This window comes from Nocardia sp. NPDC058058, assembly GCF_042885355.1.
Classification (GTDB): domain Bacteria; phylum Actinomycetota; class Actinomycetes; order Mycobacteriales; family Mycobacteriaceae; genus Nocardia.
Map to the genome: position 1 here is coordinate 1,154,923 of NZ_JBHVSA010000004.1, position 26,446 is coordinate 1,181,368.

Annotated in this window: 27 protein-coding genes and 1 tRNA gene; 11 read left to right on the forward strand and 17 right to left on the reverse strand. The window is 66.1% G+C overall.

Annotated features, from left to right (window positions below):
* Positions 1-7: 7 nt before the first annotated feature.
* Both ACFVUS_RS36365 and ACFVUS_RS36370 read right to left on the reverse strand, forming a co-directional pair.
* On the reverse strand, positions 8-157 hold the full coding sequence (locus ACFVUS_RS36365; RefSeq protein ID WP_387777334.1) for a hypothetical protein: 150 nt from the start codon (positions 155-157) through the stop codon (positions 8-10).
* Positions 158-172: 15 nt separating this feature from the next.
* Complete coding sequence (locus tag ACFVUS_RS36370) at positions 173-1,303, reverse strand: serine/threonine-protein kinase (RefSeq protein WP_387777337.1); 1,131 nt, start codon at positions 1,301-1,303, stop codon at positions 173-175.
* 201 nt (positions 1,304-1,504) lie between these two features.
* Between ACFVUS_RS36370 and ACFVUS_RS36375 the strand changes: the two genes are divergently transcribed.
* Together ACFVUS_RS36375 and ACFVUS_RS36380 are read left to right on the forward strand one after the other, a co-directional pair.
* Positions 1,505-1,577, forward strand: a tRNA-Ala gene (locus ACFVUS_RS36375).
* 71 nt (positions 1,578-1,648) lie between these two features.
* A complete protein-coding gene (locus tag ACFVUS_RS36380; protein ID WP_387777340.1) occupies positions 1,649-2,797 on the forward strand; it encodes a hypothetical protein in 1,149 nt (382 codons plus the stop codon).
* Between the two features lie 18 nt (positions 2,798-2,815).
* Here ACFVUS_RS36380 and ACFVUS_RS36385 read toward each other — a convergent pair whose 3' ends face one another.
* The 5 genes from ACFVUS_RS36385 to ACFVUS_RS36405 all read right to left on the reverse strand — a co-directional run bounded on the left by ACFVUS_RS36385 (position 2,816) and on the right by ACFVUS_RS36405 (position 6,882).
* A complete protein-coding gene (locus tag ACFVUS_RS36385; protein ID WP_387777343.1) occupies positions 2,816-3,733 on the reverse strand; it encodes a hypothetical protein in 918 nt (305 codons plus the stop codon).
* A 100-nt stretch (positions 3,734-3,833) separates the two neighbouring features.
* On the reverse strand, positions 3,834-4,694 hold the full coding sequence (locus tag ACFVUS_RS36390) for an NAD(P)H-binding protein (RefSeq protein WP_387777346.1): 861 nt from the start codon (positions 4,692-4,694) through the stop codon (positions 3,834-3,836).
* A gap of 8 nt (positions 4,695-4,702) precedes the next feature.
* A complete protein-coding gene (locus tag ACFVUS_RS36395; RefSeq protein WP_387777349.1) occupies positions 4,703-5,110 on the reverse strand; it encodes a hypothetical protein in 408 nt (135 codons plus the stop codon).
* Positions 5,111-5,171: 61 nt separating this feature from the next.
* Complete coding sequence (locus ACFVUS_RS36400; protein WP_387777352.1) at positions 5,172-5,696, reverse strand: MarR family winged helix-turn-helix transcriptional regulator; 525 nt, start codon at positions 5,694-5,696, stop codon at positions 5,172-5,174.
* Positions 5,697-5,712: 16 nt separating this feature from the next.
* On the reverse strand, positions 5,713-6,882 hold the full coding sequence (locus ACFVUS_RS36405) for a LuxR C-terminal-related transcriptional regulator (protein WP_387777355.1): 1,170 nt from the start codon (positions 6,880-6,882) through the stop codon (positions 5,713-5,715).
* 112 nt (positions 6,883-6,994) lie between these two features.
* Here ACFVUS_RS36405 and ACFVUS_RS36410 point away from each other — a divergent pair, with 112 nt between their 5' ends.
* Positions 6,995-7,465 carry a grhN gene (locus ACFVUS_RS36410; protein ID WP_387777357.1) on the forward strand — a complete coding sequence of 157 codons (471 nt, stop codon included), beginning with the start codon at positions 6,995-6,997 and terminating at the stop codon, positions 7,463-7,465.
* Between the two features lie 9 nt (positions 7,466-7,474).
* Here the strand turns inward: ACFVUS_RS36410 and ACFVUS_RS36415 are convergent, their stop codons facing one another.
* The 3 genes from ACFVUS_RS36415 to ACFVUS_RS36425 form a co-directional block, all read right to left on the reverse strand.
* Positions 7,475-8,371 (reverse strand): alpha/beta fold hydrolase, encoded by an 897-nt coding sequence (locus tag ACFVUS_RS36415; RefSeq protein ID WP_387777360.1) that lies wholly within the window; start codon positions 8,369-8,371, stop codon positions 7,475-7,477.
* Positions 8,372-8,408: 37 nt separating this feature from the next.
* On the reverse strand, positions 8,409-9,245 hold the full coding sequence (locus ACFVUS_RS36420) for an alpha/beta fold hydrolase (RefSeq protein ID WP_387777363.1): 837 nt from the start codon (positions 9,243-9,245) through the stop codon (positions 8,409-8,411).
* 202 nt (positions 9,246-9,447) lie between these two features.
* A complete protein-coding gene (locus tag ACFVUS_RS36425; RefSeq protein WP_387777366.1) occupies positions 9,448-10,341 on the reverse strand; it encodes a LysR family transcriptional regulator in 894 nt (297 codons plus the stop codon).
* Between the two features lie 249 nt (positions 10,342-10,590).
* Between ACFVUS_RS36425 and ACFVUS_RS36430 the strand changes: the two genes are divergently transcribed.
* Positions 10,591-11,316, forward strand: a complete 726-nt coding sequence (locus ACFVUS_RS36430) for a helix-turn-helix domain-containing protein (protein WP_387777369.1) — start codon at positions 10,591-10,593, stop codon at positions 11,314-11,316.
* A gap of 90 nt (positions 11,317-11,406) precedes the next feature.
* Positions 11,407-11,931, forward strand: coding sequence for a hypothetical protein (locus ACFVUS_RS36435; RefSeq protein WP_387777372.1), 525 nt, complete (start codon positions 11,407-11,409; stop codon positions 11,929-11,931).
* Between the two features lie 4 nt (positions 11,932-11,935).
* Here ACFVUS_RS36435 and ACFVUS_RS36440 read toward each other — a convergent pair whose 3' ends face one another.
* The 3 genes from ACFVUS_RS36440 to ACFVUS_RS36450 form a co-directional block, all read right to left on the reverse strand.
* Positions 11,936-12,376, reverse strand: coding sequence for a hypothetical protein (locus tag ACFVUS_RS36440; protein ID WP_375968558.1), 441 nt, complete (start codon positions 12,374-12,376; stop codon positions 11,936-11,938).
* Between the two features lie 142 nt (positions 12,377-12,518).
* Entirely contained in the window at positions 12,519-15,218 is a 2,700-nt protein-coding gene (locus tag ACFVUS_RS36445) for a LuxR C-terminal-related transcriptional regulator (RefSeq protein WP_387777375.1), read from the reverse strand.
* 295 nt (positions 15,219-15,513) lie between these two features.
* Entirely contained in the window at positions 15,514-16,476 is a 963-nt protein-coding gene (locus ACFVUS_RS36450) for a ferritin-like domain-containing protein (RefSeq protein ID WP_387777378.1), read from the reverse strand.
* A gap of 244 nt (positions 16,477-16,720) precedes the next feature.
* Between ACFVUS_RS36450 and ACFVUS_RS36455 the strand changes: the two genes are divergently transcribed.
* From ACFVUS_RS36455 to ACFVUS_RS36475, 5 genes are all read left to right on the forward strand, one after another.
* Positions 16,721-17,884 carry a glycosyltransferase 87 family protein gene (locus ACFVUS_RS36455; RefSeq protein WP_387777381.1) on the forward strand — a complete coding sequence of 388 codons (1,164 nt, stop codon included), beginning with the start codon at positions 16,721-16,723 and terminating at the stop codon, positions 17,882-17,884.
* Between the two features lie 241 nt (positions 17,885-18,125).
* Entirely contained in the window at positions 18,126-18,578 is a 453-nt protein-coding gene (locus tag ACFVUS_RS36460; protein ID WP_387777384.1) for a MarR family winged helix-turn-helix transcriptional regulator, read from the forward strand.
* 22 nt (positions 18,579-18,600) lie between these two features.
* Positions 18,601-19,107: a hypothetical protein gene (locus ACFVUS_RS36465; protein WP_387777387.1), complete on the forward strand. Its 507-nt coding sequence runs from the start codon at positions 18,601-18,603 to the stop codon at positions 19,105-19,107.
* Between the two features lie 44 nt (positions 19,108-19,151).
* Positions 19,152-20,129 carry an alpha/beta hydrolase gene (locus ACFVUS_RS36470; RefSeq protein WP_387777390.1) on the forward strand — a complete coding sequence of 326 codons (978 nt, stop codon included), beginning with the start codon at positions 19,152-19,154 and terminating at the stop codon, positions 20,127-20,129.
* 66 nt (positions 20,130-20,195) lie between these two features.
* On the forward strand, positions 20,196-21,395 hold the full coding sequence (locus ACFVUS_RS36475) for a hypothetical protein (RefSeq protein WP_387777393.1): 1,200 nt from the start codon (positions 20,196-20,198) through the stop codon (positions 21,393-21,395).
* On the opposite strand, the gene ACFVUS_RS36480 is transcribed toward ACFVUS_RS36475, so the two are convergent.
* Positions 21,372-22,517 carry a hypothetical protein gene (locus tag ACFVUS_RS36480; protein ID WP_387777396.1) on the reverse strand — a complete coding sequence of 382 codons (1,146 nt, stop codon included), beginning with the start codon at positions 22,515-22,517 and terminating at the stop codon, positions 21,372-21,374. The two genes, ACFVUS_RS36475 and ACFVUS_RS36480, sit on opposite strands and share 24 nt — an antisense overlap.
* Entirely contained in the window at positions 22,518-23,447 is a 930-nt protein-coding gene (locus ACFVUS_RS36485) for a metal-dependent hydrolase (protein WP_387777399.1), read from the reverse strand.
* A gap of 86 nt (positions 23,448-23,533) precedes the next feature.
* On the opposite strand from ACFVUS_RS36485, the gene ACFVUS_RS36490 reads away from it, so the two are divergent.
* Positions 23,534-24,151, forward strand: a complete 618-nt coding sequence (locus ACFVUS_RS36490; RefSeq protein WP_387777402.1) for a TetR/AcrR family transcriptional regulator — start codon at positions 23,534-23,536, stop codon at positions 24,149-24,151.
* On the opposite strand, the gene ACFVUS_RS36495 is transcribed toward ACFVUS_RS36490, so the two are convergent.
* Together ACFVUS_RS36495 and ACFVUS_RS36500 are read right to left on the reverse strand one after the other, a co-directional pair.
* The gene (locus ACFVUS_RS36495) at positions 24,152-25,120 is read right to left on the reverse strand and encodes a DUF2332 domain-containing protein (RefSeq protein ID WP_387777405.1); all 969 of its coding nucleotides are present in this window, start codon (positions 25,118-25,120) and stop codon (positions 24,152-24,154) included.
* Between the two features lie 100 nt (positions 25,121-25,220).
* Positions 25,221-26,438 (reverse strand): cytochrome P450, encoded by a 1,218-nt coding sequence (locus ACFVUS_RS36500; RefSeq protein ID WP_387777408.1) that lies wholly within the window; start codon positions 26,436-26,438, stop codon positions 25,221-25,223.
* Between the last annotated feature and the right edge of the window lie 8 nt (positions 26,439-26,446).

The window sequence follows — 26,446 nt, forward strand, 5'->3', positions numbered from 1 at the left end:
GCGCACCTCATGAGAGCACCGCGAAGGTCATGACCACCAGGGTCAGCACGAAGAACACCACACCCACCCGGACGCCGATCCAAAGCCAGTGCGAGGCACGTGAACCCGGGTAGAGGTAGCGCTGCCATGCCATGCCCGCCTGTCGATATCTCACCATCTCACCGCATCACCTTCAGAAGAGCTTCCCGATCTCGACGAACACCCAGGTGAGCAGCGTGAAAGCCAAGCCGCCCAGCATGATTCCGATAAGCGCGGTGGTGGCCAGCAGGGCGGCCACGAAACGGTAGTCGTCCCTGGACAATCCGGCGAGCAGCTTTTGCCGGGAGGCCAGCACCGGGGCCGCCAGATAGCTCCAGGTGGACGAATAGACCAGTGGGTCAGGAGGTTCGGCTTCGGTCTCGCGCGGCGGGCCGGGGGTGAGCACCGAGGTCAGGCGCGGTTGATCCGGAGCCGCGGGCATGGGCGCTCGGCTGGAGTGCCGCGACCGTTCGATCGCCTCGCGGAAGTAGTGCCGGAACTCCGCCGCGGATTGGTGCCGCTGGGTCGGATCCAGCGAAAGTGACTGCTCCAGTACGACTTTGATGTCATCCGGGATCCCGGACGGGCCGTATACGTGATTGAGCACCTCGGCGCACACCACCGCGAACGAGTACACATCGCTGAGGTGGGTGATCTGCCCGTGGTGCAGATACTCCGGGGCCGAATACTGCTGTGTTCCCAGCGCACCCTGCACCCGCGTGAGTCGCTGGACGTTCTCGCGCATTTCGATGGCGATGCCGAAATCGGCGAGCTTGGCGGTCCCGTCCCGGCAGATCATGATGTTCTCGGGCTTGATATCGCGGTGCACGATCTGTTTGGAGTGCGCGTACACCAGCCCGTCGAGCGCGTCGGTGAGAATCCGCAGCAGGCTCGGCAGCGCCCAATTCTCCCGATACCGCAGATGCTGGCGCAGATTCTCCCCGGCGATGAACTCCATCACCAGAAACGGGTATCTGCGCCCGCTTTCGACGAACACGCCGGCATCGTGCACCATCACGATGTTCCCGCTGTTCATCTGGGCCGCGATCCGCGCCTCGCGCTCGAAGCGTTCCTGCTGGAGGAGTTCATCGCGCTCCAGCGGCATCAGGCTGCCGGAGTCGAGCACCTTCACCGCAACCCGCCGTCGCAGCTGCCGGTCCCAGGCGTCCCAGACCTCGGCCATACCCCCTTTGCCGACGAGTTCCCGAAGCTCATACCGGCCATTGATCAGCCTCAACCGCGTGCGATCCCTCCAAGCCCGATGAACCGCGCTCCCTCGGCCCACCTAGGACAACCTCGAATCCCCGCCGAGTCTACGCGCGCGCCCACCCCGGCACCTCCGCATATTCCGCTGTCCCGCAAAACATTCAGCAAAACCTCAGCCCGCATCGACGGGTGTTCATCCGCACCCCGTCCACCAGCCGATTTGCGGTTGCCCACCGGTCTCCGATAACTTCTTCCAGTCGCCCCGGGCAATCGGGGCAACGGGGCTATGGCGCAGCTGGTAGCGCACCTCACTGGCAGTGAGGGGGTCAGGGGTTCGAATCCCCTTAGCTCCACGCGTCGACAAAGCCGCAGGCATCGAGCCTGCGGCTTTGTCGCGTTTACGGGTTCGGATTGGGGAGGGCCAGTGAGCCGATTCTGGAAGCATGACCTACGGGAGGCGCGGGAGCGGGCGGCATTCGACGCCACCGATTTCAGCGCCATGAACTTCACCGTCACCACGGTGTCCTTCGACGGCGGCGAGGAGGTCGTCGAGACGATGTCGATGGCCGATGCGTTCGCATCGCTCGGGTCGACTCCGATGTCGGAGACCGCGGCGGTGCGGACGCGGATGTGGGACTGGTTCGCCGAGGCGCTCGCGTACACGCTGTTCACGCTGCCACCGAACAGCCGCCTGATCTTCGCGAACCTGGTCAACGACGAGACCGACAGATACGTGCGGTTCACCAGGTTCGACGAATTCCTGCTCTGTGAGACCTCGACGACGTACGACAGCGAACAGCGGAATCCGAAGAAGCGGCGCGGCAGCGTCGATATGTGGAGCTACGGGGAGTGGCAGGAGCCGGATCCGAAGAAGGGGATGGACAGCTGGTTCCGGATCATCGGGTGGCCGGGTCCGTACACGGAATTCGAAGAGGTCGCGGACGCCGCGGTGGAGGCGTTCCGGTTCGTCAGCTCGGCGGAATGGCCGCAGGAACTCGTCTCGGTCGCGGTCGATGTGAACACCGACGCCGAGCTCGAGATCCCGCTGTTCGAACACGATCCCGTCGATGCCGACACGATGGCGAGCATGCCCGCCGATCGCCTGGAGGAATTGCTCGCCATCCACGAGCAGATGCTCGACCACCAGCAATCCGAAGGCGCTCGCGCACACCGGCTTCGGGTGGGGATCGCGGGATCCTATGCCCGGAACCAGCATGCGGAGGTGCTGGTGATCGGCGCGGAGGACGACTGGCCCCCGGCGCGCGAGCGCACCCTGGATGTCATCGCGCAGACCGGTCCGACGAGTCTGCTGGTGATGGACGTGGTGCTCGATGTGCCCGCGGGCGAGGATGTCGGCGCATATCTGGCGCTGCGCGAATTCGACGAGGACAACACGTATCAGGGCTCCCGTGGCTATCTCGACGGAATGCTCGGCGCGGATCCGGATTTCGCCGAGGTGTTGCGGGCCCGGCCGGTGCTGGCCGAGGCGGTGCGGACCGGGACGGTGCAGCTGCAATACCACCTGATGGTCGTCTGCGACGACGGCAGCTTCTCGGCCTGTTCGTACCTCTAGCCCGCCTCGGCCCCCGGCTCAGTTCATCGTGCCTTCCATCGGAATGTAGATCTCCGCCGCCTCGACGAACGCGCCGCCGATCCGCGCGGCCAGGGCCAGTGCCTCATCGGTTTTGCGGATCGCGGTGCGGTAGAAGTCGCGATCGTCATCGTCTTCGCCCAGTTCGAGCAGTTCGTCGGTATTGCGCGCCAGCCAGTGCCGGGTGAGCTGTACGGCGGGCGGGCTGACGAATCCGCCGATCTCGTAGTTGGTCGGAATCGTGTAGTTGGCTTCCCATTCCAGCGCCGGGAATTCGGTCCGCAGCATGCCGAGCAGCGCCGAATTGTCGACCAGGCCCGAGTAGCCCGCCAGTTCGGCCTCGCGCTCCAGCAGCGTCGGCCAGGCCTTACCGCGCTGGATCCAGCCCGGCAGGATATTCGCGAGGAATTCGACCAGTACGAATTGCAGGTTGCCGGTGAGGACTTCGCCCGGATTCGACTGTTCGCCATTGGGTTTGGTGAAGGACTGCCCGGCCCGCAGGGCCCGCACCGCATCGCGCAGCAGCACCACCTTGGCGGAGATCCCCTTGGCGAGAGCATGATCCGCCGGGAGGCGGCCTTCGGTATCGGGCCGCACCCGTCCCGGCAGCCGCGAGTCCAGCAGTGAGAGCTGGTGCATCGCAAGCTGATCCACCTGATCGGGCGTGCACCGGTTGTACGCCAGCACCGTCTCGGCGACATCCTCCGGCGCTTGCGCGGTGATGAAATACGGTCGGCCCCAGACGTACAGCTGTGCGTCGAACCCGCTGTCGTGCCCGATCGCCTGCATCGCTCCCAGCCCCCAGGCGTTGGCGCGGAACCGCACCTTCGCCTGCTCCACCCCGAAACGGATCAGATCATCCAGATCCCGGTCTTCGCCGTACCCGGCGATATACGGAAGCACCCGACTCTCGACCATCCGCATATCAACCGCGTGAAAACTAACGTCGTACCCCATAATTGCCAGACATTACCTGTCCTGCCAGGCAACACAATCGACCAGTCTGTTTCTGCGAGCTTCAGTGCGACAGGAACGATTCGAGGTTTTCGCGGAGGAAGTCATCAAGGGATCGCGCGTCCTTGCCGAGCAAACGAGCGACGGTGCCGGTGGGGCGTTCCGGGCGGGTTACCGCGAGTTGCTGGATTTCCATCACGTGCTCGGCCAGCCAGAGCGGCATGCGCGCCTCTCGAATGAGGCTGTCGCGGAAGACCGTCGGCGGCAGATCGAGATAGCGGACGGGGCGACCGAGCAGACGGGTGAGGCGGGCGGCCAGTTCGGGGTGGGTGATCGCCTCGGGGCCGGTGAGGGTGTACGCGCGGCCGGTGAGTTCGGGGCGGGTGAGAATGGCCGCGGCCACATCGCCGATGTCACGGCAGTCGATGTAGTTGCAGGCGGCGGTGCCCATGGACCCGGTGAACACGGACTGTGCGGCGATGGCGGGTGCCAGGGTGAGCAGTTTCTGCATGAAGGCGTAGGGGCGCAGAATGGTGTGCTCCACCCGGGATGTGCGCAGATGATCTTCGATGGCGTGGTGCCAGCGGGAAATGCCAACGGGGGAGCCGGGTTCGGCGGCGGGCGCCGAGAGTTTCACGATGTGTTCGATACCGGCGGACGCCGCGATGTCGATGCACCGGCTCTCCAGTTCGACCTGGCGTGGACCATTGGTCATGGTGAGGAACAGTTGCCGGGCATCGGTGAAGGCGGCCCGCAGTGCGGCGGGATCGGTCACGTCGGCGGCCTGGATGTCGGTCCAGCGCAACGTGGATGGCGACAGCCGGGCGCGCAGTGATCCGGGGTCCCGGGTGAGGGCTCGGCTCGGCTTACCGAGCGTGGCGAGCCGGCGTATCAACGCCGATCCCGTTGCGCTCGAAGCGCCCATGACGACGATCATTGCGAATCCCTTCGGGCGCTGCCGATCCAGCGCCAGGTGGTGATGGTCGCCGCGAGTGCGGCGGCGATGGGGAAGTCGATGCGGATGCGGTCCGGTAGGGCGGGCAGGTAATGCGTTGCGAGCCAAGCGAATACCGCTGCGATCGTGGCCGCGCCCGCGGCCGTCGCGGCGACGGCGGCAAGTCTCGGTGTAGTTGGTCTGGGGTGATATTCATTGCGCCGCAACCACATTCCAATGAGCGCGGCAACGACGGCCGATACACCCGCGATGGAGGTGAAGGCCGCGAGCAGTAGGTCTTGATTCCCGGTCAGCAGGCCGCCGATTCCGGCGGACAGCGCGGGTGCGAGATAGGCGACCAGGACTTCGCGCCACAGCACGAACTTCGGTGGCGATGCGCCGAACATATCGTTAGGAACCTAACTATGTGTCTGTGAAAAAGCGCGCGGGACGGCGGACTTCAAGACCTCAGTCCGCGACCAGCGCGCCGATGCCGGAGGTGATGCGATCGAGCAGGTCCAGGAAGAGCTTTCGCTCGGCCGGGGTCAGCGGATCGACCATGGATTGCAGGCGGGCGAAGTGTTCGGGCGCTATCTCCCGGAGTCGGCTCGCGCCGCGAGCGGTGAGGACGACCATGACGGACCGGCCGTCCTCCCCGGATCGCGTGCGGCACACCAGTTTTTCCTTCTCCAGCGTGTCTATCAGGCCCGTCACCGTGGCGCGGGTGACCCCGAGGGCGGCCGCGAGCTGCGAGGGCGATTGTTCGCCGTCGCAGTCCTCGAGGTGGGCCAGTAGACGATAGCGCCCGGTGGACAGCCCGAATCTGGCGAAATGAATCTCGGTGGCCTGGCTCAGTTTCGCCCCGGCCGCCAGCAGTCGCACCGCGACGAGCACCGCCTGCGGATCCGCCTCATCCTCCAGCCCATAGCGCCGGAGTTGAGTGCGCGCCTGCGCCAGGGTGGGTGCCGCTGCGCCGTTCGGGTCGATGTCCACCCAACTAATATGGCACCTAACTACTGTTTCCGCAATCGTCCGGCGCGCTGGAATTCGGCAGCCAGGGTTCGCCCCGGAGCGGTTTGTCGAGGCGGGCCCGGTGTTCGTTATCGCGCAGGCGCGGTTCGTAGTGGGTGAAGAAGACCTTCGCCACGAGATCGCGGCGGCTGTGCACGCCGGTCTTGGCGAAGACGCTCTTGAGATGCTGCTGGACGGTGTGCGCGGACAGGGACAGCTCGGCGGCCATGCCGGCGGTCGACGCGCCCTGCAACACCAGGCGGGTGATGTCCTTCTCGCGTTCGGTCAAACCGTAGGCGGACATCAGCAGCGGGTAGAGACGGCCGGGGTGGGCGGGCTCGATGATGATGGCGATGCGGGGATTGCCGCTCGAGCTCAGGCAGGCGCCGTGCAGCACCACCCAGGTTCCGGTGCGCGATCGGACCCGGACGACGGTGGTGTCGCCGCGCTGCGGATCCGCCGCGGTGCGCAGGGTCCGGCCCGCGAGCGTGAGCACCGAGGACGGGAGCCGCCCGGCATCCCAATCGCCGTCGGGGAGCTCCGAAAGCCATTGTCCGACACCGGGGGTGGTGGACTCGACCGCCCAATTGTGATCGAGGACGAGCAGGCCTGGTGAATCGGTGAACTCCGGCTCGCGGGCCTGACCCAGTAGCAGCGCCGCGCGGGCGCCTTCGGCGAGCAGCGGCGCCACCGATTGCACGAAATGCTTTTCGGCGGCGCTGAACAGCGGTGCGTGGGGTGCGCGATAGAGCGCGAGCGCGCCCCAGATCTCTCCGGAGCGGGTGCGCAGGCGTGCGATGAGCTCCTGATCGCCGCCCATGGTCATATTCCGGTGCCAGCGCGGGCTGCTCTCCGGATCACCACCGGTCACCTCGTACAGCGTGGAGATGCCGGACTTCGTGCACATCACGTCGGCGAGGCGGTGCACGTCGTCGCCGTAGTACTCACCGGCCAGCCACTCGCCCGGAAATTCGTCGAGCCCGTGATGGAAATGGCTGGTCATCAGGAGCGAGGCCGGGTCCAGGGTGTAGAAGCACGGCGTCCAATGGTGCGGGACGGCGCGTGCGAGGACCTCGGTCGACCCCTGCCAGAGCGATACCAGGTCGTGCGGTTCGGCGCACAGCCTGGCGATCCGTTCCGCCGCGTGCCGCAGCGTATCCGCGCTCATCAACCAACCGTACGACCGTGCGCGGTGCCGGGAAATGCCAACTTTGTGGTATTTCGCGGCGACGGGCAGCTCCCTAGCGTCATCGGTATCCAGCCAGTTCGAGGAGCCGAAGATGACAGCGACGACCGCGCGGGTCCGATTGGCCCCGCCACCGCCCGCCCTGATGCGCGTGATCAACCCGCTTGTCCGCCGATTGCTCACGAATTCTCTTGTCGGGCCGCATATTTCGCTACAGGCGCTGCTGGAGTTCACCGGCAGGCGCAGTGGCAGGACGCTTCGGGTGCCGATATGCCTGCACACCATCGACGGAGTGCCGACGGTATTCACCGAGCGGCCGTGGCGGCTGAACTTCTCCGAACCCATCCCGGTGACCGTCACCACCCGCGGTCGGGTCCGCCGGGGGACCGCGGTGCTGTTGCCCGCCGAGCCCGGCCGATTGGGGGCGGCGCTGCGCCAGGCGCTCGACCACGGCGCGACGCCCTTCGAACTCGGGTTGAAGACCGGCCGGGGCTATTCCCCGACCGTCGAGGATCTTTCGGCGATCGCGCGCGGGATGATCCGCATCGACTTCGATGAGGACTGATCCACAGCCCTATCGGGTGGCCGCCGGGAGCGAGCTCAGCAGCGGGAGGAGCAGGTCGGGGCGGTACATGATGTCGTAGTGGGTTGTGCCCGGGGCTATTTCGAGGCGGGCCAGGTTGGGGTGGGTGGTGTTGAGTCGGGTGACGGTATCGGCGGCGTGCTCGCGGAAGATCACGTCGGACTCGGCGGTGACTATCAGGGTGGGGGCTTGGATCTTGGCCAGCTGCGCCGTCCAGTCGTAGTTCTGGGCGAGCAGGTCGCGGGTCTTGGTGACCAGGGCGGTCCAGCCGTTCGGGTCCGGGGCGATGCCGGTGTACAGCTGGTGCAGTGGGGTGCCGCGCATGGCCTCGGGGTCGAGTGCGGCCATGCCCGCGCGACTTTCAGGTCGCCAGCCGTCGGATCGGAAGGGAGCGCCTATGACGACCAGGCCGCTGACCACGTCCGGGGTGCGGGCGGCCACCTGCATGGCCACCGAACCGCCGAGGGAGTATCCGACGATATCGGCCCTGCCGAGGTTCAGATGGTTGATCAGGGCACCGACGTCATCGGCCAGCGATTCGTAGGCCAGGGGGCGATCGCGGTCGGGGGTGTGGCCGTGGGCCTGCAACTCCACCGAGATGACCCGGCGGGTCTTGGCGAGTTCGGAAACGTAAGGGCCGAAGGTGGATTCGGCGGTGCCGAGGCCGCCGTGCAAGAGCACGATCGGCCGTCCGGAGCCCTGCGTCTCGTAATAGACGCTGCCGCCGTTGATTTGGGCGTAGTGGCCCTTGCCGTCGGCCGAGGGGCGGTCGGCCGCGGCGGCGGTTGTCGCCGCGGCCGTCTCGGTGGTGTCCTCGCCGCCGCAGCCGCTGATCAACATGGCCGACACCGCGATCAGGGTGGTCAGCGGTGTAATGCGAATTCGCATGAAAATATCCTCTCGGGTACCGAAATATGCGGGCGCGTCAGCGCGCCAATTGATCCGCGCTGATCAGGAATTCCCCCGAAACCGGCGTCAGCAGACCGATATTCGGATTGTGGCTCAGCTTGGGGATTTCCGTATGACGCGCGTTGGGAAGAACAGCGGTGATGGCGCGCGCGGCGGTGCGCAGCAGCGCTCCGCTCTTACCGCCCGATATGACCAGGGTGGGAATTTCGATATTCGCCCAATCGGCCGGGCGCAATGCCTCCCCGCGCATGAACGGACCCATGACCGCCCAGTCGTGCGCGGCGGATGGCGCGGTGGCCAGCAGGCTCTTCCAGAAGGGGGTGAAGCGCATGATCGCGGCGAACGCGCGGGGCATGCCCATCGCATGGGTCATGTAGTAGCGCACCACGTCGGCGCGCCGGTCCGCGGCGATCAGCTCATGCAGCCGCACGGCCAAATTGGCCGGTGGCACGAAGTTTTCGCGATCGGCGACGAACGGCGGCTCGAAGGCGATCACCTTGGTGAGGCCCGGAATCCGGCCGGACGCGGCGGCCTGCAGCGCCAGGCCCGCTCCCGAGGACCAGCCGTAGATCGCGGCCCGGCCGCCGACCGCCTCGACCAGCGCGGCGAGATCGTCGATCTCATTGCCCACGTGATATTCGCCGGGGGAATCGGTGCTGTCGCCGCGCCCGCGCCGGTCGTAGTTCACCACCGTGAGACCGTAGTCGTGCGCCAATTTCTCGGCCAATTCCACCATTTTCGGGAATTTCCGATAGCTGAACGCGCCGCCGATCAGGATCACCGTTCCGGCGTCACCGCCACCGATGCGATCGTATGCCAGCTCGATGCCCCCGGGCGTAATAATGGTTTCCAACGTAATGTCCTTCTCGGCGAATGGTTTTCAGCGGCGATATCCGGCGCGCTCACCTGTCAGGACGACGGTTCGCGCCGGAATTCATCACTCGCTCACTGTGATGCGCGACATATGTTTTCGGTCGGCAGCACAATCTTCGCCAATCGCCGCGCGGCCCGGCAAGCGCCGAGTCGGCAACGCCGGGTGTAGCCGGGCTCAACGGTCACTCCCGCGCGGCTGCCTCGGCGATGATCTCGCGGAAGGGCGGCACCAGCGGGTTCCGGCCCGCGCTCGGCCACATCAGGCCGTAGTCGATGGTCGGGGCGTCATGCAATGGGACGAAGACGATGCCCGGGCGGGAATGGAACTGCTCGGCGCGCAATGCCACGGTGCTCACCCCGACGCCTTGGCTCACGTGCACCAGCACCTCCGGCCAGAAGGTCGTCGCCGGTCCCTGCGGAATCGGCCGGCCCGCCGGAGTCCGGCGCGGGAAGTGGTAGTCCATCCAATAGCGCGGGATCAACGCGTCATCGAGGGTGACCAGTGTGGTGTCGGCCAGATCCTCGAGTGCGATCGACTCGCGTTCCGCGAACGGATGTGCCTGCGGGACAAGCAATCCGCGCGGCTCGGCGAACATGATCGCGCCCGTGCTGATGTCGGGTTCGGCGATCGGGAATTCGGTGAGCTGCAAATCGACCGCGCCCGAACGCATTCGGCCGAGCGGATCGATGAGCTGGATCTCCTCGATCTCGACGGCGGTGTGCGGATAGCGGATTCGGAACAGTTCGGTCGCCCGCACCAGCAGATTCCCGCTCCAGGCCCCGGAGAAGCCGACGGTGATGGTGCGCTCGACGCCGTTGCCCCGGCTGGCGGCGGTGATGCTCGCGGAGATCTGGTCGTAGGCCGGCCGCAGATCGTCGCGTAGCTGTTTCCCGAGCGGGGTGAGCGCCACCGTGCGGCTGTTGCGCTCGAAAAGCGGTGCGCCGATTCGTCTTTCGAGCTTGCGGATGGTCTGGCTGATCCGGCTCGTCGTCACGTGCAGGCGTTCGGCGGTACGGCCGAAATGCAGTTGCTCGGCGAGCGTGAGAAACGCCTCCAGCTCGAGCCGCTCCAGCATGTGTTCCTCCATCGTGAAGCCGGACTCAACGCAGCGTTCGGAATTTCATGAACGATCGCCAAAGTACATTGCGTTTACTGTTTGATCAATATTCGTGCGTAGCAGCTCGGGTGCACATTGCAATGGTTATGCAGGTAAATGCAATGCGGTACGCTCACTTTGCTTTGCAATGAGATGAGCGTGAACGCATACTGGCCAACGGCGCGGGCAGCGCCGCACCACGATTCGGCAGATAGGACACCGGCACCGATGCCCGGAGGCAGGCTCACCGATGAAGACCGTCAACACATCGCCGCCGGACTGGCGGCCGGGCTCGCCTACGCGGAAATCGGGCGTCGACTCGATCGGCCCGCGTCCACCATCATGCGTGAGGTCACCCGCAACGGCGGTCCCGACCGATACCGGGCGGCCCAGGCGCACAAGGACACTCGTCAGCGCGCGCGGCGCCGGAAGGAGCCTCGTCCCGCCACGCCACCGCCGCTCGACACCGCCCACGGCCGCGATCCGGGCGCGGTTCGGGATATCAGCGAGACCTTCACCGATCAGCTGATGGCGCAGGGCTTGCCGCGCATGGAGGCTCGGGTGCTGTCCTGTCTGCAATTCTCCGATTCCGGCGCCCTCACCGCCGCCGATCTGGTGCGGCGGCTGAGCGTCAGCGCCGCATCGGTTTCGCATGCCGTGGGGTTCCTGGAGAGTCAGTCCATGCTTCGCCGCGAGCGCGTCCCCGGTCTGCGTCGCGAACGCTATGTCATCGATGACAAGGTCTGGTTGTGCAGCCTGCTGACCTCGATGCAGACGAATCACGCCCTGGCCGTCACCTCGAAACGCGCCGCCGAGATCCTCGGCCCCGGCACCCCCGCCGGGACGCGGTTCGAATACGCCGCCGAAATCCTGGACCTGGTCAATCACGCGCTGCACGGGGCCATGGACGAATGGCGTCGCATTCTCGCCGAACGCGATGGCGGCCGGCATTAGCGAGTCGTCCACCGGCTCACGGCCTTCGGATCGCTACCATCGCACTGCTTGCCTTTGGTAACGAGAATGTGCGATGAGGGGAGTACGACAATGCGATTCATACTTTTCGGGGCTGTCGCCGCCACGTTCATCGGTGCGGGTGTAGCCGCGGCCGTGCCCGCCGCGGCCGATCCCGCCGATGCCTGTCAGCTCGGCTGGTCGAATGTCGGACCGCGCACCTGCGCCAAGACCGACTTCACGCTCAGTCCGGTGTTCACGCTCGGCAATGGTGTGTGCGCAGGGATGTTGTCCGCGGGCGGAACCGGATTCGACGGTCCCCTCGGGCAATACACCGAGGCTCCGGGTGCCGCGCATTCGGTCGTTCTGCGTGTGACACAGGGGTTTTCGCCGGTGGGCGAATGGGGGCCGCAATTGCTGGCCTGTGATGTGACGGCCGTCGTGGATTGGCAGAACCTCGACAGCGGTCAGGTCGGTACGGTGACCCGCTTCATTCCGGCGGGCCAGCGATTGAGTCCGGCGATCATTCTCGCCGAAACCGGTTCCGGCCGAGTGCGACTCACGCTCCGCACCGACAAGCCGAATATCCCGGCCGTGACCGAGATATTCGTGCCGTAGCGCGCTAGCCGGAGATGCTGGGCAGCGGGCAGCCGAAGCTGCCGGTGGCGGCGGAGGCGCGGACCTGAACGGTCAGCGGTGCCAGCGTGATCCAGTCGGAGCCCCAGCCGCCGGTCGCGGTGAGGACATGCTGGCCGGCGGTCTTCGGGGTCCAGGTGACCTTCGCCGGGCTGGGGATCAGGCCGCCCACTTTGCCGGTGCCGATGACGGCGCCGTTGTCGGAGAACGTGATCGGCATGCTGTTGGTCGAACTGCTACCGCCGCCGACGATATCTCCGCTGGTCAGGGTGTAACTGCACCCGGCCTGCGGCGCCGATGAGCCGTCCAGCGTCACGGCGCCGTAGTCGGCCGCCGCCGCGTTCGGGGCGGTCGCCAGCAGTACCGCGCCGAGTCCGGCGATCGCCGTCGCGGCGAGCTTGGCGCCGCGCACCCGAGAAGTTGTCATGAGAGCCCTTCCACTACGAAATGCCCATGCCGTCATGAGCATTCGGCGCGAATTCGAGATCACGCCGACCAAGTGAAATTATCATGCTTCAAATTGCGTCGAGCTTGATTCATGCAGGTGAAGATAGGGGCTTGACGGGCGCTCAGAAGGCGGCCAAGCGGGCCAATTCCACTCGATTGGTGACGCCGAGTTTGGGGAAGGCCCGATAGAGATGATGGCCAACGGTTTTGGGGCTGAGGAAGAGTTTCGCGCCTATCTCCTTGTTCGTGGCCCCGGTGGCGGCGAGCCGGACCACCTGGAGTTCCTGCGGGGTGAGGGTGGCGACGGCTGCGGTCGTGGGGGTGGTGAGCTGAGGCGAGGCATCCCCGGCGGCGCGGAGTTCGGTGCGGGCGTGGGCGGCCCAGGGTAGCGCGCCCAAACGGTCGAAAGTCTCTGCGGCGGTGCGCAATTGGGTGCGGGCCTCGCCGATGCTGCGTTCGCGGCGCAGCCATTCGCCGTAGAGCAGTGCGGTGCGCGCCTGGTCATACCGAAGACCTTCGGACGCTTGGATTTTCAGAGCGGTGGCATAGGCTTCGCCATTCCCGTCGAGCAGGGCGCGCGAGCGCAGCGCGATGGCGTCGGCGAAGGGGGAGCCCAGGGCGGCGGTCCAGTGCTCGATCTCCGCCATCGCCGCCGCGGCGCGTTCGGGTTGCCGCGCCCGGACCGCGGCTTCGACCAGGTCGCGCAGCAGATGCAGCCAGTGCCCGCGAATCCGGTTGGGAACGCGGTGTAGTGCGTCCAGGCGATCCAGTGCCGGTCCATAGCGTCCATGCGCGAGATCGAGCAGGCTCAGCGCCCATTCGTGATGCACGTGGTCGATGAAATTGTCCTGGCCGAAGGAGCGGTGCGGTGCCATCAATTCGTGGCAGCGCTGCTCATCGCCGCGAAAACCGGCGATCAGCGCGAGATAGGTCTCGCCGGTGGCGGTATTGCCGCCCTGGCCGATATCGCGGGCGACCCGTTGCGCCTGCGCCGCCATCGATTCGGCTTCGTGCAACCGGCCCAGCATGAGTTCGGAGGCGGTGGCGAGAATGGCCGCGGTGGGGAACCGGCTGATCATGCCCCGGCTCTGCGCGCTGTCCAGCATTCGGTTGGCCAGCGTCCGCGCGTCCTCGAGGTCGCCGATGAGCATGGCCTGCCCGGTCGCCGCCAGCATCAGCGCCGGATCCTCGGTGCTATGCCCGGCCGCGACGGTCGCCCGCACGATCGCGATCCCCGTGGACAGCTCATCACTATGCAGAGCCAGCGGTCCGTCCATCGCGGCGAGGAATGCCGCGCGCTCGCCGTCGGGCAGTCGCAGCGCCGCCAGTTTGGCGCGTGCGGCGCGTGCGGATACCGGATCGCCCATGGCCCAGGACGCGTGGCCCGCCTGGAGAAACAGTGGACCCGCGCGTTCGGGGTCGACGGCGGCGACGTGGTCGGCCGCCGCGACCAGCGAGTCCCGCGATTTGCGCAGATTGCCGCGTTCGAATTCGATGAATGCGTCGATCCAGCCCAGCCGAGCGCGGCCGTCGGCGGCCAGCGGCAGCTGTTCGGTTTGTCGTGCCAGGTCCGATGCGCGCTGATAGCCGCCGGCCGCGGCCGCCCATTCGGTGGCGAGCAGCATTCGGCGACTGCGGATTTCGCGATCGGGGGTGAGCAGTGCGGCGCGTTCCATGGCGGCGGAGGCGGCCGAATATCCGGCGCGGTTCACCGCCCGCGCGGCCGCGGACTCCAGCAGTGCGGCGGTGTCCTCGTCCTGGCCGATGGTCGCGGCGGCCAGATGCCAGGCGCGACCATCCGGATCGTCGGTCGACAGGGCCGCGAGTTCGGTGTGCGCGGACTGGCGTTCACGGAAGGTCGCGCCGTGATAGACGGCCGCGCGGGCGAGTGGATGCCTGAATCGAATCGCCTGCGCGGTGATATCGATCAGTCCGGCGGTCTCGGCCTCGGTCAGGCTGTCGTGATCGAGACCGAGCGCGTCCAGCGCCTGCAATATGAGCCGTGGATCACCGGCCGGCTCGGCGGCCGCGATCAGCAGTGCGGTCCGGCACCCCGCGGAATGCGCGGCTATCTGGCGCTGATAGCCACTGGCGATCCGATACGGCAGCGGAAGCGGGCCGACGGGCAGGGCGTCCAGGTCCATGCGTGGTAGTTCCAGCAGCGCCAAGGGATTTCCACCGGCCTCCCGTAGAACTCTGCGCCGCACAGCGTGATTCAGGCTCGGCCAGCGGTCGGCGAGCAGTGCGGCGGCGGCGCGCTCATCGAGCGGCGGCAGCGGGAGTTCGGGCACTCCGGGGAGCTCGGCGTCGCCGCGGCTGGCGAAGAGCATCACGATGCCTTCCGCGCCGAGCCTGCGCGCGGCGAACCGCAGCGCTTCCGCGGATGCCCGGTCCAGCCACTGCACATCGTCGACCGTGCACAGCACCTGTTGTTCGTCGGCGAGTTCGGCGAGCAGCGAGAGTGTGGCCAAGCCCACCAGGAAGCGATCGACCGGCTGGGTCGCGACGGTGAGGCCGATCACCGCCCGCAGTGCGTCCGCCTGCGGCTGCGGGAGCGTGTGCAGCGGCAGTGCCTCGATATGCCCGCAGGCGGCGATCAGTAGTGCGTGCAATCCGGCGAAGGGGAATTCGGAGTCGCCGTCCACCCCGGCACAACGCAGTATCCGCCACGTTCCGCCGGTCATCTCCACCGCGCGGTCCAGCAGTGCGGTCTTGCCGGAGCCCGCGTCGGCGACGATTTCCAGGGCAGCGCTCTGACCGTTCCCGGCCTGGTTCAGAAGTGTGCTGATCCGCCGTTCCTCGAGCTCTCGGCCGTACAGCATGCAGCCAAACTTATCGGTGAGGCAAAGGCGCGGCAAACAGGTACTTTCTAGGGCACATGCCCGATACCGCCCCGCCACGCGCCTTCCTAGGGTCGATAACGGCGATCGGAACGACCATCCGGTTTGCGTCGCTTCGATGTCGAGGGGTTGACGAAGCGCACTGACCGCCGCCGGATGGCGTCCCGTCCCGCCGGTACTCCTTCACCACCCGTCACCCCGGCGTTCCGCGAGACAGACAGCTACGGGGTGGTGCGTCTTGCGACGCACCACCCCGTGTTATCGGCTGAAATGACTATCAGTTGAGGCCCGTTACGTCCTGGGCTATTGCGGCGAAACGGGTTTCGGCTGCCGATATGACGTTGGTGCGGTTTTTGTGGGCTTCCTCATAGGCGAGGACCGCGCGGATATCGGCGGGGCGGGTGAGGGATTTGATTGCGCTGACGGCCTGGTTGACGTTGAGGTTGTCGTAGTTGTCTACGGGGAGTTCGTCGGATTCCAGGACGCCGGTGGTGGTGCGCAGGGAGTGGAGGGTGTCGGCGGCGGTGTCGACGCCCTCGCGGCGGGTGACTCGTTCGGCGGTGGCCAGGGCCGAGTCACGGGAGGCGCTCAGGGTTTTGGCGGCTACCTGGCTCGCGTGTGCGCCGCGGTCGAGGGCGTCCTCCAGGGCCGGTCCGGCCGAGCGGAAGAGGTCGAGCAGGCGGTCTATGCCCTGGGTGGACCAGGTGATCGGGAGGTTGGCCAGGCGTACCGCGGTGCCGGTGGCGGCCTGGAACGGGGTGCGGCGCAGGGCGGCGGGGCCGCCGAGGGCATCTTCGGCCAGTACGGTGGTGAGCCAGGCCACGGTCGCGGTGTGCGCGGTGATCAGGCGGTCCGCCAGTGTGACCAGGTCCGCGCGCTGGGCATCGGTGGCCAGGGCCTTGATGTAGCGGGCGCGGTCGAGCAGCCGGTGTTCGAGGGTGAGGTCGCTCAGCAGCGCCTCGTCGAACGACTGTGCTTGTTCGCCAACGGTTTTGAAGGTCGCCGCGGCCCGTCCGAGGAAGGGGCCGATCAGCTGCGGTACGCCGCCCAGTTCGCGGATGGCGGCCTCGACGGCCTCCGCGCGGGCGCGGGCGTTGTCCGCGTTCTCGGACAGTTCGCGGCGCACGGCCTCCGTGCGAGCCTGCGCGGTACGGGTTTCGGCGATCTGGATTTCGGTATGGGTCAGATCGCGCACGGAGCGCAGCTGCGTCAGCAGGGTGGTGGTGTCGCGTGTGCTCATGGATTCTGGTCCTTCGCATCGACATTGGGTGGTGGCGCGAAGTGCGCCATTGGTTGGACTACCCGCTGATCGCATCCGAAACATCACATCGCGGGGTTCGGGGTGAGCAACCACACGGCGAAACCCTGCTTTCCGGGTCATGACACGCCTAGATCTTTACGTAAGGTAAAGACCTGTGTTGAAAGAGGGGCTACGCGAGTTCAGGTGTTCGGGTGCAACGGTTTTCGCACTATCCCTCGGTGCGGTGATCGCATTGACGCTGGTCTTCGCCACGGTCGACCCCTGGATGCACGAATCCGGCGGCATCCTCGCGGGCGGGCTGGACGCGCACGTGTACCGCGACGGCGCGGACCGGGTGCTGCACGGCCGCCCGCTGTACACGGAGCCAACGTTTTTCGGACTGCTGTACACGTACACGCCATTCTCGGCACTGGCATTCCTGCCGATCGTGGTGCTGCCCTGGGATTGGGTCACGTACTCGTCGCTGCTGCTGAATGTCGTTGTGCTGTATGGCTGCGTGCTGTTGAGCTGGCGTATTCTGGGCTACCGGCTGAACCGCCGATTGGCGGGAATCAGTGCGCTGCTTGCGATTACCTGCCTGTTCCTGGAACCGGTGCGCACCACGCTGTTCTACGGCCAGATCAATCTGGTGTTGATGCTGTTGGTGCTCTGGGATTTCGCGCGCGCGGACGACAGCCGCCTGCGCGGTATCGGAGCCGGTATCGCGGCGGGCATCAAACTCGTCCCCGCGTACTTCGTCGTGCAGTATCTCGCACTGCGCCAATGGCGTTCGGCGGCGACGGTGGTGGCCGGATTCCTCGGCTCGATCGCGCTGGCGTGGCTGATTCTGCCCGCCGATTCACATCGCTACTGGTTCGAGACGTTCTTCCAATCCGAGCGCATCGCCCCGGACACCAATCCGGCCAATCAATCCATTCGCGGCGTGCTCGCCCACCTCACCGGCGGCGCCGCACCGGTCTGGCTCTGGTTCGTGGTCACCGTGCTGGTGACCTTCGCGAGCCTCGCGCTCACCGTGGCGTTGCAGCGCCGCGGCGAACGCCTGCTGGTGGTGACCATCGCGGGTATGACGGCCTGCGCGGTATCCCCGTACGCCTGGGGTCATCACTGGGTGTGGTTCGTCCCGCTGCTCGTCCACCTCGTGCACCGCGCGCAATCGAACCCGCGCTGGTGGATCGCCGCCGCCGCCCTGTTCGTCGCCACCGGCGCCTGGGCCTACCACTGGGGCGAGGACTACGTATCGGTGGGCATCTTCCTGCTGCCCAAACCCTGGCACAGCGAGCCCATCCTGGAGAACTCGCACGTCCTGGTCTACCTGGCCGTCCTGCTCTATGGATGCCTGGTTTCATACCGGTCGCCATCCTTCCCGCTCCCGGCAACGAATAAGTGATCAGCACACCCTTCGATCCGATTCCGAGTCGAAGGGAAGGGCGAATCTAGTTGATCTATAAGTATCTTTCGCGAAGGAGGAAAGGCATGATCCCGCATTTCATCGGTGACCTGGTCGCAGCGGTCAACGACCTCCTCGGGAGGTTGCTGCTTCCGTAGCCGGACCACCCGGGGCGGTGTGAGCCGCCCCGGGTGCGGGTTCGTCTTGTGAAATACATGGCTTGCCATCTAATATTGCGGGTATGACGCCGCGCGAGCCGCTGGACCGCAGTTCCTCACTGGGCTACGGGATCAACCATCTGGCGCGCCTCATGGAACAGGCCCTGCGGGATCGAATCGCCGAACACGGCGTGGTGCCGGGGCAATTCGCACAACTGCTGGCGCTCTACGAGCAGGAGGGCCTGACCCAGCACGAACTGTGCGAGCGGGTCCGCATCGATCAGTCCACCATGGCCCACACGCTCAAGCGGATGGAGCGGGACGGGCTCATCGAACGCAGTCCCGATCCGGCGGACGGGCGGCGGGCGCTGATCCACCTCACCGACCGGGCTCGTGGCTTGCGCGCCGTACTGCAATCGGCGGCCCGCGAGGTGAATGCCGCTGCCACCGAAGGGTTCTCGGCTGCCCAGCGGGAAGACCTGCTGCGCGCTGTGCGTCACGCGATCGGCAATCTCGAGGACGATCGCCCCACCTGATCATCGAACAAGAGGTGCACCCATGCTCTCCCGCATCCATCCCATCGCGGGCGCACTCGGACTGACCACCATTCTCATCTTCTGGCTCGCCACCGTCGCGACCGAGGTCTTCGGTTCGAAACAGGCCGTCACGACCGTCAAACAGGCTGTTCCATGGGGTTTGCCGTTACTGGTGCTCGCCCTGGCGCTGACCGGAGCGAGTGGATTCCGATTGGCGGGCAAAGCCTCTCACCCGATCATCGCCGCCAAGAAACGCCGAATGCCGTTCATCGCCGGTAATGGACTGCTGGTGTTGATTCCGTCCGCGATCACCCTGGACGTACTTGCCGGGCGCGGCGATTTCGGCGTTGTCTTCTACAGCGTGCAGGCGGTGGAAATCATGGCGGGCGCGGTCAATATCGTGCTGATGTCGCTCAATATCCGGGACGGCCTGCGACTGACCGGACGTCGCGGCGGTGACAAGACCGAATCCGCCGGAAATTCGGCAACTTCGGCTGAGGGACAGTGGGATTCGAGTCACCTGGGGTAACTTTGATGGGCAATCAGGTGGGAGGTATAAGGGTGGATACCGTGATGCGACATCGAAACTCGCGGGGGAATTGGCGGCGCAAGGCCGGTACGATCGCCGCGGCGGTGGTCCTCCTCGGCGCGGCGGGGGTGGAGGTCGCCGCCGCCGCTCCCGTGCCCGGTCCGGTATTGCGTTCTCCCGCAGGCGGTTACCAGGAACTTTGGGTGCCGTCCGCGATGGGGAAGGTCAAGGTCCAGGTGCAGTGGGCGGCGCGGGGCGGGAGTTCCGCGCTGTATCTGCTGGACGGATTGCGCGCGCCGGGGGATCACAGTCAATGGACCAGTGATACCGACGCGCTGCGCCAATTCGCCGGGGACAATGTGACTTTGGTGTTCCCGGTGGGCGGGCACTCCAGCTTCTATACGGATTGGTATCGGCCCAGCAGCACCAATCGTCAAGCGACGAAGTACAAGTGGGAAACCTTCCTGACCAAGGATCTGCCCGCGTACCTGGCCGGTTACGGCGTCTCGCGCACCAATAACGCGATCGTCGGTGCGTCCATGGGCGGTAATGCGGCGCTGACGCTGGCCGCGCATCATCGCGATCAATTCCGCTTCGCCGGATCCTTCTCCGGCTATGTGCACCCGACGTTCCCGATGTGGAATGAGGCAATGCGCGCCGCCATGCGCGATGAGGGCAACTTCAATGTGGACGATATGTGGGGTCCGGCTTCGGATCCCGCGTGGGTGCGTAATGACGCCACCGATCAGGCCGAATTGCTGCGCGGGCTGCCGATGTACATCTGGTCCGGCAATGCGCTGCCCGGATTGGCCGATCTGCCGTTCGGGCTGGGCAACACCCTCAATGCCATGGGTCTGGAGGCGATGACCTTGATCGCGAATCAGATGTTCCGGGATCGGCTGGGAGCCTTGGGAATTCCCGCACGCATCGAACTCGGCAATGGCACGCACACCTGGCCGTACTGGCAGCAGGCGCTGGCGAACGCCCGCCCCATGATTTTGGACGCCCTCAACGCGCACTGACCGTATCCCGTTGGTTCGCGGTATTTTTCGATGACGGGTGTCGGGGGCCCGCCATACTATCGGCGGGTGAGTATTGCCGGGGATGAACAACGGGTGCGCCCGATCGGACGCCGCGCCGAGGACGCCGGTGCGCCCCGGCCGAATCCGGCTGTGAACCCGTTCGAAGCCGAGGACGCCGCCCCCGTCGATCCGGTGCGGCGGCTACTTGACGAGATCGACGCCCTCGTCGAGGACAGCATGCGCGACGGCGAACCCGAAACCGGTTACGACTTCGACGATCCGACCTATCCGGAATGCCCGAACCCCTATTGCGATGAGCCCTGGCACGGGCTGGCCATCACCGCGCGGATGGCGCGCATGCGCTGGCACGGCATGGTCGACCCGGACTACGACTACGACACCGATGACAGTCCGCTGCTGTGCCCGGGCTCGACACACACCGGCGAATGGCCCATGCCCGAGGGTGCGGCGGTCTCGGAATACTATGCGGTGCTGGAGGATTCGGAACACGAGCCGGTCCCGGATCCGCGCCTGGTCGCGGCCGACGCCATGTGGATGGCGGTCGGCAGGGCGACGACCGCCATCTGGGTGACGAGCCAGACGTTCGCGGTCGTCTCGATGTTCACCGATGCCTCGCGCTGGCGCTGGCTCACCCTGATCATCGGCATCGCGTCGCTGTCCAAGATCTACCTGCTGTTCGGCCGCACCCGGCGCGCCCTGCCATCCGGATATCTGCGCGACCGACTGTCCGCGCGGCCGGAGACGTTCGGGGCCCTGGCCCTGATGTTCGCCGCCGGTTGGCTTCCGGCGGTGTGGGCGTGGCGTTATCCGCGGGGTTCATCCGGGTATCTCACGGCCTGCTATCGCACGCTGTTGGTGTCGTGCCTGCTCGCCGGTGTCGGCCATGCCGTCGTGCAACTGTCCCGAAACCGTGTGGTGCCGAGTGAACTGCTCGACGGCATACCCGAAACCGACCGCCCGGCGCACGCCGGCGGCCTGCTCAACTCGGCCCTCGGCTGGCTGATCTTCACGGTGCCGCTGCTATTGCTCTTCGGCTGGACCCTGGCCAGATTCACCCATCAACCGGCCGCGGTCTGGGTGGCAACGGGTGTCACGGCTATCGCTCTCGCGACGCTCGTCGTCGAAGCGCTCATCCTCAATCGCGCGCTCCTGCGCATCCGTGGCACCCTGCTGCTGCTCCTCGTCACGGTCCCGCTGCTGTGGTGGTCATTGCACGGGGTGTCAGCCGCCGACTTCCACTCCTGATCGTGTGTCGGCGGAGGTGGTTGCTGTGGTGGGCGTGGTGAATATGGCTGCCACGCAGAGGATTGCGATGGCGAAGCAGGCCAAGGTGTACCAGGGGTTGCCGATGGGGTCGCCGTTGGCGGTGAGGCCGTTGGTGGCGTTGCGGAGATCGGGGAGTGCGGTGATCCAGAGGACGGCCATCACCAGCAGATAGAGCGGGCTGTAGAGGCGGACGAAAGTGTTCGTGTAGTGCGGGATTTCGGTGTCGGTGCGCTGGGTTTGCCAGCTGCGGAACAGGATCGGGATCGCGACCAGCGTCAGCACGATCAATTCGGCGGCGTAAAGGGTGCCGCGCACGGTGGTGCTGCCCGCGCCGAAGACCGTGGCGGGGAGCGGGAGGATGAAGGTGCCGAGCGAGGCCAGTAGGCCGATTCCCACTGTGCGGCCGACCAATTGGCGGCCGGTGAAGTTCGTGCCCGCGTCGACCTTGCGGCCGACGAACCAGTAGACGCAGAACGCCAGGGACATCGGCCACAGGGCGGCGAAGACCACCACGCTGGGGAGCGGGACCGAATCGAAGAAGGGCTGGTTCAGCGAATTGCCGGTGGACCATTCCCACCAGCGCAATTGCGGGCCGAGGTGGTCGAAGATCTCGTAGAAGGCGTGGTGCACGAAACCCACGCAGGTCGCGCCGAGTAGTGCGCCGTAGCGGCGGAATACGCCCAGCGAGCGCACGATCTCGTAGGCCACGGTCGCCATGAAGGGATAGATGGCGACGATGTACAGCGGCAGGCGGCCCCAGAGGAAATCCACGGTGAACACGTTGTGCGCGAACATCGTATCGACGTGCTCTTGGATGCCGAAGGCGGCGGGGAAGTACAGCGGCGGCTCGATGATGAACAGGTACGCGGTCGCGCCGAACCAGAGCACCAGGTTGGTGGGATCGCCGTGGCGGCGCAGTCGGATCACCGCCCACACCAGCGCCAGGATGGAGCCGAGGATGATGGTGGTTTCCAGGACCGTCAGGGTCCAGTTCTCCAGGCCGAACGGATTGCGGAATTCGACCAGGCCGCCCGCTTCCTCGCAGGAGAAACCGAGCGAGTGCGCGAGTTGGTCGAAGGTGGGGGCACAGTGGTCGGTCATCTACTTCGCTCCGATCGAATCCGCTGTGTACCAGCGGGATACGTCATATCCGGCTTCGTAGCGCCGGAACCACACGTCCGCGAGCGCGGGCAACTTCTCGTGCGCGGGATTGTGTTTGGGCAGCTGACTGCGAATGATGCCCTTGAGCGCCACCAGCTGTTCGCCGAGCGGCAGCGCGTCGAACGCGCGCAGCATCGGTCCGCTGTTCTGCGGGTGCAGGCCCGGTAGCAATCGGCGCAGGTGCTGCTTTCTGCGGTAGTTCGCGAACATGGCGAGCGCGTCCACCTTCCGATCCTCCACGGGCACATGCTTATTGAAGCCCGCGCAGGCGATCCGGACCACCTTCAGCACATGCTGGAAGATCGACGGCGCCATGCGCATGCGGTAGAGATCGCTGCCCACCACGGAATCGAAGATGATCAGCGCCGAGCTGCGGTGCTCGACCTCTTCGACGAAGTGCCAGATGAACAGGGATGCGACGCGATCGTCGCCGGGGGCGAAGAGTGCGGCCTCATTGTCGAGCATCAGTTTGAAGACCGAGGTGAAGGTGGCCTCGAGGTCCGCGGTGTACGCGAGCCGGTAGTTCAGTGAGGTGCTCGCGGTGAGGCGGTCGAATTCGCCGATCACCTCGTCCAGGGTCTCCTGCAAGCCCGGATGGCTGCGGATCAGCCCGCGCACATGCTGGCGGTGCGCGGTCGAATGCTGACCCTCCTGCCGCATGAACGCGTCCGCCTCTTCGGCGACTTCGGCATCGGTGATCAGCGGTTTCGTCTGCATGATCATCTGCACGATCATCTTCTCGAAGCCGATGGCCAGGAACGACACGGCATTGGCCATGCTCGCGAAGGCCGGATTCTCCTCGTTCCAGAGGAAGGGCACGTCGTAGTCCTCGAAAGCGAAATTCATCTTCCGCACGATCAGGTCGGTCATGGTGACCATACAAACATACACTCTGGCGTCTAGGTGTATGTTCAATCGAAATATCGGGTGACCACAACGTGCTAACGTCGGTTTTTGTGGCACGAAGGCGCGGGTGGGGCGGCAGTCCGCCGGAGAGTGACGACGAGGCGGCGAGCCGTATCGTGGCCGCGGCCGTCGAGTTGATCGGCCGCACCGGCCGGGAGATCAGCATCGCCGACGTGGCCGAATCGCTCGGCGTCATCCGTCAGACCGTGTACCGGTACTTCCCGAGCGCCGAAGCGCTCATGCGCGCCTCGGCGCTGGCGTCGGTCGCGGGTTTCCTGGACCGCCTCACCGAACAGGTTCGCGGCCAGGAGGATCCGGTCGAGGCCATGACCGACGCGGTCGTCTACACCCTCACCGAGGTGCATCGCACGCCCCACCTAGGCATCCTGCTGACCTCGACCTACTCCGCCGCCGACCCCGAGGGCATCACCTCCGACGAGGCGCAGGCCTTCGGCATGACCATGATCAAACGCTTCGACGTCGACTGGTCGCGCTACGGCTACAACGACGAATCGCTACAGGAATTGGTCGAATACCTGCTCCGCACAATGCAATCCTTCTTCGTCTCACCCGGCCACCCGCCGCGCTCGGAGGAAGAGCTGCGCCGCTACCTGCGCCGCTGGATGGGCCCCGCCATGCTGGCGCAGGCCCCCGCGCACGCCCCCTGATCACTCCCCGGCGATCCAGTCCAGGGATTGGCCGTGTGGGCCGACGTATGCCAGGGGGGCGCCGTCGAGGCTCAGTGCGAAGGAGCCGCGAGTTGGGTTGGGGGAGTGGGGAAGACGGGCCGCGACCGAATCGATCACGCCGACACCTTCATTGGCGATCCAGTGGCAGGGGAGGTCGCGGATGGTCTTCTCGAAGGCGAGGCGGGAGTCGGGGTCGAGGTAAGCGAGTACCGCGCTGCCGAAGACCACGGGTGTGATGCCGGAGGGGACCTCCGCCACCAGATCGGCGATGGTGTCGAGCAGATCGCCGGTGACCAGCCGGGGCGGGTCCGTACGGGCGATGGCGACGGCGGCGCGGAGCCGTTCGCGGCGGTGCTGTTGTTCGGGCCAGATCAGGGATTCCAGCCAGCGCATATCGTCGGCGTTCTCGACATCGAGCGGGTTCAGGTCGACGCCGCTGCGGGACACCACATTCGGAAGTTCGGTGGGCAGAGGTGGGTTGCCCGAGGTGATGCAGTCCAGTATTACCCCGGAGATGCCGTCCGCCGGATCGATGGCAACCCGCTCGTCATATCGGTAGCTGTAGCGATCGGGGTAGAGGCACAGTCCCGCGGACGCGCCCACCTCGATCAAGGCCAGTGGCCCCGGAATTCGCGCCAGCGCGGGCAGCAGCACCGCCGCGCGCCCGGCCTCGTTGGTCTGGGTGCGGCGGGCCGTTGCCGTCGCCGCGACGGATGCCCAATGCCGGATCAACCAGGCTTTGAAGTCCGCGAAACTCGACGGTTCGGCCCCCAGATAGCGCGCTGCCCCCAGCACCAGGTTCGGTTGCCGCTTATCCTCGGGCAGCTGTTCGATCAGCGCGAGAATCTCTTCATCGCAGGCGATTTCGCGAGACCACTGCTCATAGCACTCCGAATGACCGCGTGCCTCATGCGCTGCGAAGAACTCATACCGCTGTGCCGTATTCACCCGTCCCCCTTCAGGTCCCGGCCGATTCGAGGCCGATGGCACGAAACTACCAAGATCGAACTCGGGCCCGGCGGGTGGCCGGGCCCGAGTGGTCTGGGGATCAGTTCGCGGTGAGGCGGGCCGGGAGGTCGCGGTGGCCGTTGGAGATGAAGCCGATCACGGGGGAGAGGGCGGTCGGATCCGCTAGGTGCAGGTCCGGGAAGCGGTTGAAGAGGGCCGGGAGGGCGATGGTTGCTTCCAGGCGGGCCAGGGGGGCGCCGATGCAGTGGTGGACGCCGTGGCCGAAGGAGAGGTGGTCCTTGTTGACGCGGGTGATGTCGAAGGATTCGGAGGTTTCGCCGTGGAGCTTGGGGTCGCGGCCGGCGGCGGCGTAGGAGGCGAGAATCGCTTGGCCCTTGGGGATGTGGATGCCGTCGATTTCGATGTCCTCTACCGCGTAGCGGAGGGGGAGGTGGGCTACGGGGGCCTCGTAGCGCAGGGTTTCCTCGATGACGTCGTCCCAGGTGACCTCGCCCGCGCGGACGGCGGCGAGCTGTTCGGGGTGGGTGAGCAGGGCGACGATGGCTTGGTCGAGGAGGTTCACCGTGGTTTCGTGGCCGGCGTTGATGACGAGCATCAACGTGTCGACCATTTCCTTCTCGGTGAGGCGCTCACCGTCCTCGTCGCGGGTGGCGATCAGGACGCTGGTCATATCGTCGCCCGGGTTGTCGCGCTTGAACGCGACGAGTTCCTCGATGAGACCGAACATTTCGAGGTAGTTGGCACCGGCCGCCTCGGGGGAGATCTCGGTGTCGAAGAAGCGCGCCACGCAGACGCGCAGCGCGGGTTCGCGATCCTCGGGGACGCCCATCAGTTCGGTGAGCACCTGAATCGGCACCGGATAGGCGAAACCCTCACGCAGATCGACGGTTTCACCTGCCGGTGTCGCGGCGAGGTTGTCCAGCAGCGTGTTGACGATCTCCTCGATGCGCGGGCGCAGCGCCATGGTGCGGCGGTGCGTGAACGCGGGGGACACCAGTTTGCGCAGGCGGCGGTGATCCGCACCGTACGCGGTGAACATATTGGTCGCCGCGACCCACGGGAACAGCGGCCACTCGGGGGTGACCTCACCATTGCCGAACGCGGCCCAGTGCTGCGCCGGATCCTTGGACACCCGGGGATCGGCCAGCAAACGCTTCAACACATCCGCGTCGGTCACCGACCACGCGGGCACACCCATGAGCTCGACCAGGGTCACCGGTCCACGTGCACGAATGCGGGCGTTCTCACCTTGAATGTCGACACCGGTCAGGTCCAATGCCAAGGGTTCGATCGTCAAAACAGCTC